The organism is Xylella fastidiosa, assembly GCF_011801475.1.
GTDB lineage: Bacteria > Pseudomonadota > Gammaproteobacteria > Xanthomonadales > Xanthomonadaceae > Xylella > Xylella fastidiosa.
The window spans coordinates 151,879-170,000 of record NZ_CP044352.1 but is presented as its reverse complement, the minus strand read 5'-3'; the positions used below and the strand labels follow the sequence as shown (position 1 = coordinate 170,000).

The window sequence follows — 18,122 nt, the reverse complement described above, 5'->3', positions numbered from 1 at the left end:
GACACGTACAGCTCGCTCCTTAAGCTTTCGCATTGCCTCAGAGTTACTTGGAGCTAGTCCAGACTTTGTCAACAATGCAACGAGGCGCACCCCATCCGCAGGAACATTAATCTTCTGTAACGGCAACAGGTTGTTGTTACCTTGCCCTGTCACCACCGCTTGCCAACCAGCGATTGCTTTTTCGGCTGCTGCATTATCATAGAAACGGCTCACTAGCTCATGAGCTAGACGTAATTTAACCTCACGCGGATTCAGTTCCGATTTTGCGACCGCTTCACGCAATGCAACCGCTTCAGCGGCGCTGATCTTAAAAGAAAGCAGTTCGATCCAACGCCACATCAGATCGTCACCAATTTTCATAGTTTTTGTAACAATGTCGATAGGCGGCTCTTTAATACCAATGTAATTCCCCAAGGACTTGGACATCTTAGCCACACCATCCAGCCCCTCAAGCAGCGGCATAGTTAATACAATCTGAGGTGGCTGACCATGATGCTCTTGCAAGGCTCGCCCCATCAATAAATTAAACTTCTGATCTGTACCACCAAGTTCAACATCAGCTCGCAAAGCAATAGAGTCATAGCCCTGAATCAGTGGATAAAGGAATTCATGGATCACAATCGGCTGCTGAGAAGCAAAGCGCTTGGCGAAGTCATCCCGCTCAAGCATGCGAGCAACAGTGTGCTGAGCCGCGAGCTTGATCATATCGACAGCACTCATCTTCTCAAACCATTCGGAATTGAACCTCACCTCGGTAAGTGTACGATCCAAAACCTTAAATACCTGATCCTCGTAGGTACTGGCATTAGCCAATACATCCTCACGACTGAGTGGCTTACGGGTAACGTTCTTACCAGTCGGGTCACCAATCATCCCCGTAAAATCACCAATCAGAAAAACAACTTGGTGACCAAGATCCTGAAATTGCCGCATCTTGTTCAGCAAGACGGTATGCCCCAAATGCAGATCAGGAGAAGTCGGATCGAAACCTGCCTTGATCCGAAGCGGACGCCCGCTTCTCAAGCGACGCTCTAATTCATCGAATTTAAGTATCTCATTAGCACCTCTTTCAATGAGAGCAATAGAATTTGAAACCAAAGACATAATATTATTCAGTAGTAAAATTCGTCTGAAATTTTAATTGCATTAATAATAAATTAATAGAAGATCAATTCATCTGGAACATTAATAGAATTAAAATTACGAATGAGGTCAATGGTTTGACGAGTCAGGGATAAAATGTCTATGTTAACCCTGCTTGAGCTTAATTTGCAGATATCTTTTTTAAGGAAATTACATAATGCAAAATGCCGAACATAGGCACACTCACAAACAACGTATACGTGAACGACTCCATGTCCTACATGTTTCCACCCTACATCACAAGCTCAAGCATACGTTTCCTGCTGCGTTCAACCAACGCTGGACACCACGCCATTGGATCCACATGGCACTATTCGCCATGATAGGCGCATTAATTGCCACAATCATCCCAGGCTTATCTAACAACAGCCCACCCACCCAGCTATCAAGCCTAGCAACATTAGCACTCCCCCTCCCGCCACAATACACATCAACGGCGGACACATGGCGAATGGTGACAATTAAACCCGGGCAAACGCTAAGCAGCATATTCAACGAACTCAAGCTATCCAGTAACGACATGGAACGCGTGCTGAATTATGCCGATCTACGTAAAGTACTCACCCGACTCAGTCCAGGCGATGAAATCTCTTTCGATATACCGAACGACGGTCAATTACGCGGAATGCGTTTTAATCGTGACGAAAAACACCGCGTAGAACTGACTATTGATGACAACACCATCCATCAACAGGTTAGCCAACGCCAGACCAGCACCCGTACCGTCATTGCTAGTGGCGAGATCAAGAGTTCGCTATGGATCGCTGCACGCGAAGCAGGTTTATCACCTGTAGATGTGATCACGCTGACCGATGAAATTTTCAAATACGATATTGACTTCGACAAAGATTTGCAGACTGGCGACCGCTTCAGTGTGGTGATGGATGAAACTTGGCGAGAAGGTGAGCGCTTACCTGACGCCAAGATATTGGCCGCCACCTTTAACACTGGAGGGAAAATCTATTCAGGCATACGCTTTATGCGCGACGGCAAAGTCGAATACTTCGATAAGGAAGGCAGACCGCTGAAGAAAAGCTTCATTCGTATGCCAATCTCATATGCACGGCTTAGCTCCACCTTCGGCTTACGCCGCCACCCTATTCTAGGCACAATGCGCATGCATAAAGGTGTGGATTATGCCGCCGCAACCGGTACCCCAATTATGGCCGCGGGGGATGCACGCGTACAGTTTATCGGCCAACAGCGCGGATACGGCAATGTAGTGATCCTCAATCACGGAAAAGGGTACAGGACACTATATGGACACATGTCGCGCTTTGGAAAAATCAAAGCAGGCCAAAAGATTAACCAAGGGACGGTCATAGGCTACGTCGGCATGACCGGCTTGGCCACTGGGCCACATCTACATTACGAATTTCAAGTGAACGGCCAGCATCGCAACCCACTGTCAATCACGATGCCACCACCAGAACCTTTACGCGGTAAAGATCTAATTGCATTCCGCACTCAAACAGCCCCGCTAATCGCACAAATTCAACAATACGAAAAACGATTCTACGCAATAACAAACAAACACGACTCCAAATCTACGGAAAAAAGTACACGTGGCTGAAACACACTGACTTCAAGACCAAAAAATAAGGGCAACGTAAACCACTTTCAGCTCATTTCCTGTATGCCTGTGCATGATGATCACTGCAATCCAAATCCAGCTCCTCTCTACCTCGGTCTCATGTCCGGCACCAGCATCGACGGCATCGACGCAGCGTTGGTACGGATTAACGCAAACCCGATAACACATTGTGAGCTGATTGCCGCGCAAACCTCCGCTTGGGACCCTAACCTACGCACGACATTGTTGGAACTAAGTCAAGGACAGAACACAGCATCCCTTGACCAACTAGGCTGGCTCGACGCCCAAGTCGGACTGGCCTTCGCCACAGCCGCTAATACACTGATCGCAAAAACGGGCATAAAGCACACACAGATACGTGCAATTGGCTCTCATGGCCAGACCATACGCCATCGCCCACACGGCGATCTACCCTTCACTTGGCAATTAGGCGATGCCCACCGGATCGCCGAACTCACTGGAATCACTACCGTCGCAGACTTCCGACGCCGTGACGTGGCTGCCGGCGGCCAAGGCGCACCACTCATGCCCGCTTTCCATCTAGCGATCCTTGGATCCGCCAATGAAAACCGAGCAGTGCTGAACTTAGGCGGGATTGCAAACTTGACACTGATCCCGATGACCGGTCCAGTACTCGGCTTCGACACCGGACCAGCGAACGCACTGCTCGACAGCTGGTATCAACGCCATCATCACGAGACATTCGATCAAAGCGGTAACTTCGCCGCAAGCGGCAAAATCAACCAGAAGTTACTGGCCTGCCTGCTAGACGACCCTTGGTTCACCCTCCCACCTCCCAAAAGCACAGGGCGCGAACAATTCCATTTGGACTGGATGACCAAACAACTAGAACCTACACCACCATCACCAGCCGATGTGCAGGCAACACTGCTCGAACTGACCGCAGTCACCGTAGCAGATGCCCTACTACGCCAACAACCCAAGACGACTCGGCTACTGATATGCGGTGGCGGTGCGCATAACCCAGTATTGATGGCACGCCTGGCCACACACCTACCCAACGTAACAGTGGAATCGATTCAAACCTATGGACTCAATCCGGACTATCTGGAAGCAATGGGGTTTGCTTGGCTGGCCGCACAAACACTGGACGGCCAACCAAGTAACCTGCCAAGCGTCACTGGCGCACGCGGCCTGCGTTTGCTCGGCGCAATCCACCCAGCCTGAACCAAGAAAAAACCCATCCATCCGTCTCACACACGAAGCAACAAACAGATATCAAGACTTCCTTGGCAGCACAGCCTTGATTACTGCTGATAGCTCATTACTTAAATTCTGCAGACATATTTATCGGTAAATGTATCGACAAACAGCCCCCCAACCTCGCTCACCCTGGAAAACGATAGCTCATTGCATCTATTTCAGTACGCATACACCAAGCTATTACCAAACCTGGGACTCCCACCAATAAAGATACAAGGAAGAAAGCTTGCCACCCACAAGCATCAGCCAGCACCCCAGCAAATGGTCCAACGAAAACCCGACCGAGTGACGCAAACGCTGAAAGCAACGCATAGTGCGTTGCAGAAAATCGAACATTACACAAATTACTCAACAACGCCACAAAGGCCGCCGTACCCATACCCCCAGAAAAATTCTCCAGACTCAACACAAACAACAACAGACGATCCATTTCTGTCGGCATCTCAAGATGCACAATCAACGCATTAAAGCTCGGAATCACCGAACTCCCCCAGAAACCTGCACCAACACGTGCTAATGCATAAAACCCCAAATTGGAAACTAATTGCATCGCACCGAACCAAAACAAGGCCCGGGACAAACGTACACGTAATAGAAAAAAACCACCGATAACCGCACCGACAATCGTCATCAACAAACCAACCGTCTTATTAGCAATCCCAACTTCCGTTTGACTAAAATGTGCACCATTAATCAGAAACGGCGTAGATAAACTAAGCGCAAAAGCATCACCAACCTTATAGAGCACCACCAACCCCAAAAATGCCAAAGCACCCTGCATTTGGAAATACGTCGCCAACGAACGATTTAATGTCTCGAAACGCACAAAACGGATACACAACAACCCCAACAGCACCCCACCGGAAATCTCTCCTATTACAAACAGCAAACGGACCCAACTTTCTTTACTCCCCGGATCCAATCCAAACATCATAAAAAGATAACGACTCAACAGCGCCCCCACCACCACACCAACCAGCAAAGCCAAGAACCCCAACAACTCGCGTGCACCATGAGTCACAGGAGCCACGAAACGCCCCGAAAGACGCGGCATTAACAATAACGAAAGCAAGCCACCACCAAACATAAATCCACCCATCACCCGATATACCTGTGGCCAGCTATGCCATTGCTCAGCCCAAATCAGAGCAATACCACCAGATAACACCATTGCTAACCGATAGCCGAGCACAGCCAGAGACCCCCCCAATCCCCGCTGATGAGGCTCAAGCAAATCTGTCCGATAACCGTCGATCACCACATCTAACGTTGCAGACAACGCCGCAACAGACACCGCAACAACCGCAAACAACCGCAACTCGTGAACCGGCGACACACTCCCCATAAGAAACAAAGCACCACCAAGCATCCACTGTATAAAGACAATCCACCCACGCCGCCGTCCCAACCACGGCACATCGAATCGATCAATCAACGGCGCCCACAGCATCTTGAACGTATAAGGAGCCGCAACCAATACAAGAAAACCAAGCGTGACAAGATCCAACCCCTCAACCGTCAACCATGCCTGCATCGCACCTCCAGTCAACGCAAGCGGCAATCCCGAGGCAAAACCAAGCAACAACACAGTCAGAAAACGCCGTCCATTTTGCAAAACAGCATGCACATCGAACTTTCCCGAATAGTCACTCACAACACATACTCCACAGTGTAAGGGGCATGATCTGAAAAACGTTGCTCACAATAAATCGCACAACGCGACACACGTTCACGCAAACCTGGAGAAACAAACTGATAATCAATCCGCCATCCCACATTATTAACGCGCGCCGCACCGCGGTTACTCCACCACGTGTAATCCTCACCTTGCGGATGCAACACACGGTAAGTATCAACCCAGCCTCGCCCCTGAGCCGAATTAACATCATGTAGAGAATCGGCACATAAACCATTGAGCCAATCGCGCTCCAACGGCAAACAACCGGAATTTTTCTGATTAGATTTCCAATTACGGATATCCAATGCACTACGCACAATATTCCAATCACCACACAACACATAATCCCGACCACTGAGCAACCACTCGCACAAAATCGGACGCAACCAACGCATGACCTCGAACTTATAATGCTGACGCTTCTCCCCTGAAGAACCAGAAGGAATGTAAAACGAAACCACACTCAAATTTCCGAATCGCGCCTCCACATAACGGCCCTCTTCGTCAAACTCGGCCCAACCCAGCGTAGTGCGAAGCTCATCCGGCTCACACCTACTGTAAATCGCCACCCCGCTATAACCTTTCTTAATCGTCGCATCCCGAAAACACACATGATAGCCAGCCGGAAAAAAATCCGGTCCAACTAGCTGGTGCCTCTGCGCCTTGATTTCCTGCACACACAGCACATCAATGTCCTGAGTAGAAAACCAATCAAAAAAACCCTTACTAAGAGCCGATCGCAACCCATTGGCATTAAAACTGGAAATTCTCAAAAATCACCCAAATTCATATTTTTTTCATTCAATAGTTAAGACATCACAAATGCATAACTACTTTTCCAGAAACTCACATCATCATCACACTGATGACTTACCGGCAGACTGAATGCATTCTATCGACACCACTGACTGGTACTGCAAACACATTTGGCACATTACTCACGTCCCAACACACATGGACACGCTATATTTTCAACACCCACAAAGATAACAATCGATAAGCCAATACTGATCTCAAGCACAAAGACGACTCTGCAAAAAAAGAACGTCCCATTCCAGAATCATAAAAAAATGTAGCCGCTTATAACTTCCCTCTCATAGAAAAATAACCAACATCATGATCCATGAACACAACACCCTATTTTTTTCTTTTCTATTCGTGCTGGTGTCACACCATACTCAGACTGCATTTAATTATGTCGCATGAATGATCGCCAACCATGACACCCAGAAAAAACAAAACATTTCCCATCACTGATAGAAAATCATTACAACGTTACAAAGACCATCTTCCATCATCACTACCGTATCCCCAATCCACCTACTGAAACCGATACAGCCCGACTCATATTCTTGCCCAGCGACCAACAGCACATCATGACTACAACATTAAATATCACCAATATCGCATCGGACATTCTTCTCAAAACAACCATCCTCATTACATTACTTCGGATCCAACACTTCAGAACCACACCAACAAATAAGACAAAATAACCAAAACGCGACTATAACCCTGCCTTACTGCATCACATAGAACGATGACACAACGATAAAACGAACGGCCCTGCTACAAAAAAATCACTACCATGACTGCATCTTAAAGAGTCGACCAAACTCACCCTCATCATGCAACGTCAATACAATTTCATCGGGACTAAAAACTGGAAGATCATTAACACTCCGCTCCGGAAGATCCGAATCAATCAACGTAATCACTGACTGAATCCCGAAACTCGCATATTGCCGAATCACCCTTAGCAAATTTTCCTTCTTACGATCATCCAAAGACTCAAATACCCCATCATGATAAACAAACCGTGGGAATGGATCGTTTGAATACGCACGCAACACTGCCAGATCAAATGCGATACACATTAACCTACGGTAAGTATTTCCAAGATCCGCACTGGTCGGTTTACCAGCAGCATCCGTAATTTCCGCATGAAACTCCAGATGGCCATGTTTATTAGTGGTCACTCTCAATGCCCCATAACAATCAATAACCTCACGGATCATCTCTTTAAAATAGCGACCGATGGAAGCAAAGAGACTCTCTTTCTCCGAACACTGCTGCCGTACATCGGTATTAATCCTCTCCTCCAAATCAATACATTCATGCTTCAGAGTACCAATGTACTGATCCAAGGCCTGCAACTTACGCAAAGGTTCCCGTTGATATTCCAAGAAAGCGACCTCTCCACGCAATGCAATAATCTCATTGCAGAGCGTCTGATACTTTGTGAAAACACCCCGATTCGTTAAAAACGCAAGACCCTCCGCACGCCGTTTCCCTAAATCATCCAACTCCGCATTAATCTCCTTGAGATCGCCCTCAATCTCTGCCAACTCCTCTTGCAAATAATCATGGCGCTCTGCAGTGATGGCACGATTAAAAGCAATCAAGTGCTCAAAATCCTTTTTTATCTGTCCCTGGAAGAGCACCCCTACCTCATCAAACAACACCTGCGCCTCATCCGGGCAGAACAGGATCTGACCTTCCTGCAACGAGGTTTTGACCCTCTTCCAGTGACTCCTCATGGAGTAACGCCTCGCATTCAATGCAGCGATACGCTCATCCACTGTATCCACTAGCTCCTCCGTCAACGCAGGGTCCTGCGCGTGGAAATCAAACGTATCCAATAACGCTTGCTTCTTATTGACCTCATCTTGCTTACGTAATTCTGTGGTTTCAATCTCCTCAAGACTATCAAGCGAGCGACCCCAGGTCTTTCTCAGTAACTCGGCTTCTTTTTTCTTACTTTCAAGCTCCTGTGTTTTCTTGTAATACTCAGCAGCGCAATTTCCATCGAAACCCAATAAATGCGCAAGAAACGGCTTCCAATCAGCATGTTTTACAACAGAATGACTCAGCTCGAAGACCTTAGAGAAATTCTCTTGCGACCTTAATAAATATCCAAGAACCTTCCGATAGGACCACTTGTTGAGCATCCGCCAGCCAAGCAGATCATGAAACAACTGACGCGCATCATCAAACGTCACATCCCAATGGTCCCATTCAATGGGCAACAACGTAGAAAAGTCCTTATCACCTGTCTTATGTCTTTTGAAAGAAATTTTTGTTGCAGATCTGACACTGCGCCGTACCGTTATAAATGACGCATCCTCACATTCCACTTCAAGGAAAAAAACAAAATGATCGAATAACTTTTCATGTTTAAACAAAAATAAATTGCGGTCCCTCTTCGATAAAAAGCAAAAATCGAGTAACCGTCCCAATGTAGTTTTCCCAAGATTATGGGTATCTTTCTTCCTATTCTCTGGCAAGCGAATTTCCGCCATGACCACATTCAGCCCTGGACTAAATTTCACCGGACTGAATACCTGATGGTGATTAGAATAGAGTTTAGATAACTTCATTATTCCCCACATATTCCACTGTATCTGTCGCGCCCCGGTACTCAATCAGCCCCAACAGATAAAGAAAATTCAGTGCCGGCAGAAACAACACATCGCCGCCCGCAATGCGTTGTTTAGCCAAAGCACGCAATACATCATACCGAGAAAACCTGTCCTTTCTCAGCCTCTTCAGCAAGAGCAGTGACAGATGAATGACCGTCAGATCAGGATGTGAGTGTTTCGTTGGACGCAGCATCTTCAGCCTCTTCCGTGCTATCTACCTTCTTTCCAATATCACAATTCCAATACATATAAAAAAGCAGCGCACGTGTCAGCGATTGATGACCACTCTGCGCCAGCACGCTATCACGATTAAACAACAGATCCATCAAGTATTCGACCAACGCATCAAAGTTCTGGTGATCCTTGCGTTTCGCAATAATCTTAAATCTAAAATGTTCAGTGGTCGATGTGTACATCTCTACGAATCTTGTATTTTCCGGTGCCGCAAGAAAATTACGAATAAATAATTCTTCTTTCAGGTAGATGCGCCGCCATTCTTTCTCATACTCCTGGCTCAACTGATTAAGTTCATTTTTCTCTTTATAGGGCACCCATATCACCGGTGAATGATCGGGCAGCACCTGACACCCCTTTTCCTTCAACTGTGCCAACGCCTCAATAATCTCGGCAAGCTCCTGCGTTCTGACAATCAGCGGTGAATCTACAGGATCCAACCCCGCATGATGCACAGCTTCTGGAAAATGATTGAAATACATGTCCAGTTTCTCTAGTCCACAGAGGGAAATCGACTCAACCGGAATTTCACATTGCTTGGAAATATATTCAGTGATTTTTGTGTGTGCCGTCGCTGATAGCCTCCGATTGGTAAACAACATATAGTAATCAAGCTGCTTGGCAGCGCGTAATTTTTTGATACGTGGAATTTCTTCACCAATGACCGTATGACTACTTTTCTCGCTATAGAAATTTTTATCAGAACAGCTAGAGAAAAAGTGATTGGTGTGCTTGGCCTGGATAATCATTGTCCCTGACCACTGGTTTTTATCGCTTGGATAATGCTGCGCGGTACCAATGAATTTTGCATCGCACCCACCGTCCGGACCCTTTGCAAATCCCTGCACCCCAACACCCAGAATCTTCATACATAAAGATACAATCAAACGCTCAAACTGATCTGGCCCCAAATTCGCATAATTAAGATTAATTCTTGCCATCTCTGTTTAATGTTGTAATGCACACGATCATCTGGATACCTAAGAAGATCACCATCTCAATACACTGACACAACGGCCCGAAGACTCGCACACGGAAAGATATTTTACAGCTTGCAGCAATGCCACCTGAAATTCATTAACCTGGATAATACTAAATCATTGCAACTACTTCTCTTGGCTCTTGGCTCTTGGCTTTTGGCTTTTGGCTTTTGGCTTTTGGCTTTTGACTCTTGACTCTTGACTCTTGACTCTTGACTCTTGACTCTTGACTCTTGACTCTTGACTCTTGACTCTTGACTCTTGACTCTTGACTCTTGACTCTTGACTCTTGACTCTTGACTCTTGACTCTTGACTGAAATCATATTGAGCAATCAACACCTATAACGTAAATAGCAACACACGTGCCGCACGCACCGACAATTTCACGACGTTTTGCAACATCCACCAACGCATTTCCTGGACATGCGAGATTCACTTCACAACACCTCAACTACTCCTACCCATCCGTCATAGGCACCCATCAATACCCCACCTCGTTTCTTCATGAATAACCCAGGATACTTACGACGACATATCACCTCTCACCCATCTTTGATTCAATGGCACACACCATTCCCGTAGCAAACACCATCACCGGTAGTCGACAGGACAAAGAAAAACACAACAACGAGACCTGTACATCGCAACAACACCTACATCATCCATTGGCGCAACAATCACCAGCAATTGATGTCACTGCGTTAGCACACCGCCATGTCCACCCCCATCAACAGACAGAAAATATCCAGATAATCCGTCAGCAAAACAACAGCTTTGCTCTGTAAACATCTTCTTTGGACACCTCAATGGCGCAAAATTTTCGCGAAACGTTCGCATTCACTCCAGGGAACCTCCGCACACCATCGCTCCCGATCTGCACGTACTGAGGGTCGAAGTGATACAGCGCACCAAAATAATCTATAGCGTGTGACACAATCCCGCCACAGCAGTCCTTCTATCACGACATTGACTAGCCGTAGATGCAGGCATGGGTGAGATCGTCACCAACTCACCAATCTGAAAAGCACGTTAATGCATAGCAGTGATTTAACTGCAATACCTACATTAGCCAAGCATGATCGAAACGGATCGCGTCCTCATAAAAATGCTTATCAAGTTCAAATCAGCATAAATATTGTCATTACATTTTCAAGAGTCATATCACGAAACCCAAAGGGTTTTAATGCAATTCTTGGAATTGCATATACAAATATATATGCAAAGCGCTAACCAAGTGGCAGTTTAAAATAAACCGATATTAAATTTATCAGGGTAAATTGCAATGCAAACTGTCTTGAAAAAAAGAAAAAAATCAGGATATGGCTATATCCCAGATATAGCTGATATTCGTGACTTTTCATACACCCCAGAGAAATCTGTCATAGCTGCATTACCACCTAAAGTTGATTTAACCCCATCTTTTCAAGTTTACGATCAAGGGCGGATCGGTTCATGTACTGCCAATGCTCTTGCTGCCGCAATTCAATTTGAACGCATCCATGACAAGCAGTCACCTGAATTCATTCCATCACGACTATTCATTTATTATAATGAAAGAAAAATTGAAGGCCACGTTAACTATGATTCTGGGGCGATGATCCGTGATGGTATCAAAGTCCTCCATAAACTTGGGGTATGCCCGGAAAAGGAATGGCCCTACGGCGATACACCTGCAGATCAGAAAACCGAGGAATTTCCACCTGGAGCTCCAGCAAGTAAAAAACCGTCAGATCAATGTTATAAGGAGGCTCGAAACTACAAAATCACCGAATATAGTAGAGTGGCTCAAGATATTGATCACCTTAAAGCTTGCCTCGCTGCAGGTTCACCATTTGTATTCGGTTTTTCAGTGTATAACAGTTGGGTAGGCAATAATTCGCTCCCAGTTAAAATCCCATTACCAACCAAAAACGATAAGCTTGAAGGTGGACACGCCGTCTTGTGTGTCGGATATGATGATGAAATAAGACACTTTCGTATCCGTAATTCATGGGGAAACAACGTCGGAGAAAACGGCTACTTCTGGATGCCTTATGAATACATCAGAAATAGACAATTGGCTGATGACTTTTGGGTGATTAAGACCGTCAGAAAATAAGAAATTAAACTCGCATTAGCAGGATTTATTAAAACTCCCAAGGGGATAACACAATCCAACTTTAAGGTATTGGGTTGCTCTGTCCCCTTGCCCAGCTTAAGACAGAAGCTCACTAAGAAAAACGACTAAAACAGCAGAAAATGACTCAGCAGCCATCGTTTAATATAATTATTTCACTAGAAAACCATAATTCCTGCCCCTTCTCAGAAACAAGCTAGATCGCTAAAACAACCTTTATGATTTAGATCGTGATAAAAGGTCTTATTTATTAACTGGCCTTCCCCCTGAAATTTCGATATTGGCCTGCATATTAGTCATAAAAGGCTTGAAAGCATATTTATTCCACCGCTGCAGAACAAACCAAATCCTGAATATATTAAAATAACGGAATCTTATATCAATAATATCACCATCATCCAATCCAAAATGATCTTGCCCTTGATACTGTACGCTAGCACTGTAATGATCATTATAGATATGCAAAGAATCAATTTTAATATTCATTGAATTAATATTATGAACCGCGAGTCCAAGTCCGTTAAATATATCTTTAACCCGAGTGAATTGTGGATATACCGCACTATTGAGAGCCTCAATGAGATACTCCTTGTTTTCCGACGGGAAAATCCCTCTCTCCCAATCAATATAACTATCAAAGACTGACTTTATTCTTGCCACAGAACCATTCTTTGATCTTTTATTTAGGATTAGATCTTTGAATGCTTTATCAAGTAAAGGATCACTAAAAGGTGTTCCTTTATTATCTTGGAAATTAGATATAAGACTCTGCATCAAACTTGAATAACGACAAAATGATAACACTCCGGCCCAAAAACGGAACTCATCAAACAATATAACTATTGTTTCTTCGTCAGAAATTACTTTATTCTTTCTTATTATAAATCCTTCCTCGTTATTAAAAGGATCTACACAAAATGAAATAAATGACAGTCCATAATCGTGTATTAATTTCTCCTTCGTTAAATCACCACATTTCATATCTGAGGCAGAATAATCATTCATTGGCAGTTCACTACGGAACGCAAAAAAAGGGAAATCCAGAGAAGCAGTGGTCATATAAAATCCAAATAAAACTCTAATAATCGTATCTCTTATCCTATGAAGATAGCCTGTAATTTCTAGTATCAATTAATAATTTGAGAATCAAATGGTCAAATTCTCGTCAAAATTTATGCTGGATCACACCTATCGAGATACACGCAGGCAACGCATCACGCCCCTGTATTCTGGCTCCTGCTTACTAGAATTTTTCCACTATTTCAAACATCCACGGGCTACGAATATTCCTGGAAAGATGCCTCCTTTCCACAAAAAACAGGACCATTGTCATGATGGAGGTGGAAACCGACATAGGATAGTACGACCAACCACACTTAACGCATATCCTCAGCAGCAACACTCACGTCATAAATCAAAGAGGAGATTCCACTGGCGCAATCAGAAAACCATCCATTGCTTGCTCACCAATAGCACCTCAAAAGCACACATCGTTGAGCCAGATGCTCACAAAAAAACTACTGACATCAGTAAACCGATACAACCTTTTAGAACGCTTGGCATCTCTGATCTCAAGATGGATAAACAACATTCCATCTCGATAAATGAGCATTGTTATATCACTTTAGTTTTGTACCAACTAGAGATACGCACAGGACTTCAAAGTCCACCGAACGTCATCACGCTGCGCTGAAATTCAACTTAATACATTAAAATCATTGCTATATATTCGAATTCTAATGAAAGTCTCTCTCTCAATTAAAACTGACAGTACTCGTAAAACAATCACAATAAGAACACCATCCGAAAAGTCCCTCTTGGCACGATAGAGAAGACCGCGCCAGTGGCTATCCTTACAGCTTTATCCTCTCCACATGACTTAGTGACCCCTCTATGTCTCACTACCGCCAACGTTTCCTACAGCTGGCTTTAGACTCAAACGCCCTGTGCTTCGGCGAATTCACGCTCAAATCCGGCCGCATCAGTCCCTATTTCTTCAACGCTGGACACTTTAATTCAGGTGCAAAAACTGCTGCCTTAGCACAGTGTTACGCCGACGCAATTGATGCGGCGAATATGAACTTTGACCTGGTGTTTGGTCCAGCCTACAAAGGGATTCCACTCGCTACAGCACTGGCCTGCGAGTACGCACAGCGTGAGCGCGACCTACTCCTCACATTCAATCGTAAAGAAGTCAAAAATCACGGCGAGGGTGGCACTCTCATCGGTGCACCACTGAACGGACGCAAGATATTGATTATTGATGATGTCATCACCGCAGGCACAGCAATCCGCGAAGTATTACGTATCATCCGCAACGCTGGAGGTACCCCAACGGGGGTTGCTGTAGCCCTGAATCGCCAGGAAATCGCTTCAGAGACCAACCGCCAATCGTCCGTTCAAGCACTGATGGCCGAAACCGGGATCCCTGTCGTAGCGATCGCAACCCTGAACGACCTGTTAGCATTTGTAGAAGAGAACGCCAGTTTGGCCAAGTTTTACGAGCCTCTGCTGGCCTACAAGACCCACTATGGGACCGAAGCACCTGACTGAACAAGCTAAAAAGTGACCTGCGATGTCCATAAAAAAACACTACATCTACTGGAACACCATCTTATTTGTTGCCGTTGCCGCATGGCCGTGGCCTGGCAACACCCAAACATCTAACTCTAAAGCAAAAAAATTGTACTGCTGGCACCAAAATGGACAACGTGTCTGTAGCGACACCCTGCCTGCCGAAGCAGTGAATGACGCACGCGAAGAGTTCAATGCAAAAAATGGGATGCTCAAAGGCGAAGTACAACGCGCGCTCAATGAGAATGAACGTGCCGCCACTGCGTCAGAAGAAGCACAACGGCGCGCAGGCCAAGACGCCCAAGAAACCCGTAAAAGGGCTGACCAAATCATGTTGGCTTCGTTTCAAACCGAAGATGATTTGCGACAAGTATTCTTAAAACGCATCGCAACCATCGACAACAACCTGAAAATCGCCCGTTACAACGCAACCAACCTGCGCCAAGGCTTAGTCAACTTGTTACGCAATGCCAATGAACGGGAACTCGCCGGACAGAAAGTACCAGAGAAACTCGCCGCTGATATCGAGCAACGCCGCCAAGACCTACTGTCACAGCAACGACTGCACACCAGTTTCGAACAAGAACGCGCAACACTTAGCGGAGAAATCGAAGAAACCTTACAACGTTACCGAGCATTGAAAAGCAGTGAGGCAAATGCCTCACCACTCGCGGAACCATAAACATTAAAAGATTTAGAACACCAGTACCTGACCGGGTAGTAATGCCTGCAGATGCGTGCGGAATGCACTCTGAATCCGCTCCAATCCAGCCTGCGTGTCAGCCTCAAAACGCAACACCAGTGCAGATGCAGTGTCAGAAACGCGTACTAGCCCCCAACCATCAGTGAAATCAGCACGCAAACCATCAAAGGCGAACAAACGAGCACCATCGAACACACCGCCCTCAACGCTACGCTGCACTTCCTCAATAAAGGACTGTACACATGCCTGCGCATCACCCTCGACAGACTGCTCCATTTGCGCAGTGAAATAAGCATGGGGCAATGCAGCAAACACCTGAGACGGATTATCCTCGCGCTGCGCTAAGATCTCCAGCAAACGCGCCGCCGCATACAGAGCATCCTCAAAACCATACCAGCGTTCTTTGAAGAAGAAATAGCCACTCATTTCACCAGCCAACTCGGCACCGGTCTCGCGCATCTTAGCTTTGATGGAGGAATGCCCTATCTTCCACATCAACGGGCTGCCGCCATTGCGCAATACATAATCAGACAACTTGCTAGTACATTCAGCATCATAGATCACCAAAGCACCCGGATTCCTCTGTAGCACATCCGTCGCAAACAACATCAACACGCTATCCGATAAAATGACCTCACCTTCTCGAGTCACCACTCTGAGACTTTCCGCATCCCCATCAAAAGCAAGACCCAAATCGGCATCGGCCCGCTCAACCCGCTGAATCAACTTCTGCAGATTCCCTGGCTCGCCCGAATCAGGATGGACAATAAGGGAAACACCATCAATATCACCGTACAGTGACACCAGATCCGCACCAATCGCCTTAAATAAACGTGACAGGATCTCTTCAGCCGCACCGTGACCAGGATCAACAACAATCTTCAGCGGACGATTCAACTGCACATCATCAGCAATACGCTGAATGTAATCGTCAACCACATCACGCTCACTCAAACTGCCGGAGTCAACGGACGCATATAAGCGACCATTGGTGATGCACTGATACAAATCGCTCATCGCCTCACTGGATAAGGACTCACCACCAAGCACGATCTTGAAACCGTTGTAATCATGAGGATGATGCCCCCCTGTGACCGCAACGCAACTCCAAACGCCAAGATGGCAGGCAGCGAAATACACTACAGGGATCGGCACCAAGCCGATGTCTACCACATTGCAACCGGCATGACGTAGACCATCACTTAATGCTGCGGACAACTCAGAACTGGACACGCGGCCGTCACGGCCAATCACAATGTCACTCAAACCTTTGGCCTGCATCGCACTGCCGATCGCTTGACCGATCAACTTCGCCACACCTGGGTTCAACTCGCTAGGGACCACACCGTGGATATCGTCTTCATGGAAAAGACTAGGTTGAACCACCGCTTCCAAATTGAACTGAAGATGCAGCGACGACGACAACGCAACGTTGTTTTCCTTGTTTTCCTTGTTTTCCTTGTTTTCCTTGTTTTCCTTGTTTTCCTTGTTTTCCTTGTTTTCCTTGTTTTCCTTGTTTTCCTTGTTTTCCTTGTTTTCCTTGTTTTCCTTGTTTTCCTTGTTTTCCTTGTTTTCCTTGTTTTCCTTGTTTTCGTCATTCAAAACGATCGCGCGCTCCGGCGCCTCCTGCATCACACTTTCACGCAAAGTAACCTGTTCTTGTTCTGCATCGGCCATTTGCCCGTGACGCCTGGGTAGCATCCTATGCCCACCCGCAACTAACAACAGGACCGCCGCAACTAGCGCAAACACCCCTACCACAATCAAAGATGGCAGCAATCCCAAATCAAAAGGGACGTTTTCCAGCTGCGGCACAGCGGCAGCCATACGCAAGTCAGCCCAACCCAGCGGTTTAGCCAATGCCTCACCACCACTGGCTAACGCGGCGCTACCGCGCTCGACCACCGTATAACTCCCCTGACGCAATGCCAAGTAAGTGCTATTGGGCACCTCAATCGCATCCAACACACTTATCAAGCCACGTAGCGGCAGGCGAAGATAGACCACCGCCGGAGCTTGGCCAAGCTTGACCATCACAGCCATACCCAAGCCAATCTGAGTACCGTCACGTACAACCCATGCCTTCACACCATCACCACCAAGAGCCGCCTCTATCAGCCCAAGGCGGGCATAACCGGAGCGCGCCACATCCGCATAAGCAGCACTCAGATCGCCGGTCAGAACCTGTACATCCTCAGTGCCTGGAAATTGCTCACGAACCGCTGCAGCTGCTGCCGTGACGTCACCTCCACCCAGCACCTGTACGATGGCCGGACGCTGCACCACATTTTGCAACTGCTTAACCTGAGCAGACAGCACCTGAAGCAATGACGCAACAGCACCATCACGTGCCTGCTCGAGCTTCTGCTGCACCACATTCTGGCGCCACTGTATGTACGCCCCCAACAAAACACCCCTGCCAGCAACAAACACAACATCGCCAAAAGAAATGC

The 18,122-nt window shown here is 46.4% G+C and carries 14 protein-coding genes (1 of these 14 running past the window's edge); 6 read left to right on the top strand and 8 right to left on the bottom strand.

All coding sequences use genetic code 11. The annotated features are described in order from the left end of the window. A protein-coding gene (tyrS, locus tag F7G16_RS00680) for a tyrosine--tRNA ligase (protein WP_004087787.1) crosses the window boundary here: on the bottom strand, nt 1-1,104 show its 5' portion. 153 nt of this gene lie to the left of the window's left edge; 1,104 of the gene's 1,257 nt are visible here — the first part of the coding sequence; it begins with the start codon at nt 1,102-1,104; its stop codon lies beyond the left edge, outside the window. 196 nt (nt 1,105-1,300) lie between these two features. Between tyrS and F7G16_RS00675 the strand changes: the two genes are divergently transcribed. Together F7G16_RS00675 and F7G16_RS00670 are read left to right on the top strand one after the other, a co-directional pair. Then, nucleotides 1,301-2,716, top strand: a complete 1,416-nt coding sequence (locus F7G16_RS00675) for a peptidoglycan DD-metalloendopeptidase family protein (protein WP_004087785.1) — start codon at nt 1,301-1,303, stop codon at nt 2,714-2,716. A gap of 63 nt (nt 2,717-2,779) precedes the next feature. Beyond that, the gene (locus tag F7G16_RS00670; RefSeq protein WP_004087784.1) at nt 2,780-3,925 is read left to right on the top strand and encodes an anhydro-N-acetylmuramic acid kinase; all 1,146 of its coding nucleotides are present in this window, start codon (nt 2,780-2,782) and stop codon (nt 3,923-3,925) included. A gap of 160 nt (nt 3,926-4,085) precedes the next feature. Here the strand turns inward: F7G16_RS00670 and F7G16_RS00665 are convergent, their stop codons facing one another. The 5 genes from F7G16_RS00665 to F7G16_RS00645 form a co-directional block, all read right to left on the bottom strand. Beyond that, a complete protein-coding gene (locus tag F7G16_RS00665) occupies nt 4,086-5,615 on the bottom strand; it encodes an MFS transporter (RefSeq protein WP_004087783.1) in 1,530 nt (509 codons plus the stop codon). Then, nucleotides 5,612-6,412 (bottom strand): exodeoxyribonuclease III, encoded by an 801-nt coding sequence (locus F7G16_RS00660; RefSeq protein ID WP_004087782.1) that lies wholly within the window; start codon nt 6,410-6,412, stop codon nt 5,612-5,614. The genes F7G16_RS00665 and F7G16_RS00660 overlap by 4 nt, the downstream gene beginning before the upstream one ends. 810 nt (nt 6,413-7,222) lie before the next feature. Continuing rightward, nucleotides 7,223-9,064 carry a DUF2326 domain-containing protein gene (locus F7G16_RS00655; protein WP_225622002.1) on the bottom strand — a complete coding sequence of 614 codons (1,842 nt, stop codon included), beginning with the start codon at nt 9,062-9,064 and terminating at the stop codon, nt 7,223-7,225. Further along, nucleotides 9,006-9,254: an ABC-three component system middle component 8 gene (locus F7G16_RS12615; protein WP_004087778.1), complete on the bottom strand. Its 249-nt coding sequence runs from the start codon at nt 9,252-9,254 to the stop codon at nt 9,006-9,008. The genes F7G16_RS00655 and F7G16_RS12615 overlap by 59 nt, the downstream gene beginning before the upstream one ends. Then, entirely contained in the window at nt 9,223-10,236 is a 1,014-nt protein-coding gene (locus tag F7G16_RS00645; RefSeq protein WP_004087776.1) for an ABC-three component system protein, read from the bottom strand. The genes F7G16_RS12615 and F7G16_RS00645 overlap by 32 nt, the downstream gene beginning before the upstream one ends. A 600-nt stretch (nt 10,237-10,836) precedes the next feature. Here F7G16_RS00645 and F7G16_RS00640 point away from each other — a divergent pair. Together F7G16_RS00640 and F7G16_RS00635 are read left to right on the top strand one after the other, a co-directional pair. Continuing rightward, nucleotides 10,837-11,061 (top strand): hypothetical protein, encoded by a 225-nt coding sequence (locus tag F7G16_RS00640; protein WP_004087774.1) that lies wholly within the window; start codon nt 10,837-10,839, stop codon nt 11,059-11,061. A 497-nt stretch (nt 11,062-11,558) separates the two neighbouring features. Further along, nucleotides 11,559-12,374: a C1 family peptidase gene (locus F7G16_RS00635; RefSeq protein WP_004087768.1), complete on the top strand. Its 816-nt coding sequence runs from the start codon at nt 11,559-11,561 to the stop codon at nt 12,372-12,374. Nucleotides 12,375-12,635: 261 nt separating this feature from the next. Here F7G16_RS00635 and F7G16_RS00630 read toward each other — a convergent pair whose 3' ends face one another. After that, complete coding sequence (locus F7G16_RS00630) at nt 12,636-13,451, bottom strand: YPO3983 family protein (RefSeq protein WP_004087767.1); 816 nt, start codon at nt 13,449-13,451, stop codon at nt 12,636-12,638. 834 nt (nt 13,452-14,285) lie between these two features. Here F7G16_RS00630 and pyrE point away from each other — a divergent pair. Continuing rightward, on the top strand, nt 14,286-14,945 hold the full coding sequence (gene pyrE, locus F7G16_RS00625) for an orotate phosphoribosyltransferase (protein WP_004087761.1): 660 nt from the start codon (nt 14,286-14,288) through the stop codon (nt 14,943-14,945). Nucleotides 14,946-14,967: 22 nt separating this feature from the next. After that, nucleotides 14,968-15,648, top strand: a complete 681-nt coding sequence (locus F7G16_RS00620) for a regulator of G-protein signaling domain-containing protein (RefSeq protein WP_004087758.1) — start codon at nt 14,968-14,970, stop codon at nt 15,646-15,648. A 12-nt stretch (nt 15,649-15,660) separates the two neighbouring features. Here the strand turns inward: F7G16_RS00620 and F7G16_RS12045 are convergent, their stop codons facing one another. Then, entirely contained in the window at nt 15,661-18,042 is a 2,382-nt protein-coding gene (locus F7G16_RS12045; protein ID WP_243857845.1) for a phosphomannomutase/phosphoglucomutase, read from the bottom strand. Nucleotides 18,043-18,122: the final 80 nt, after the last annotated feature.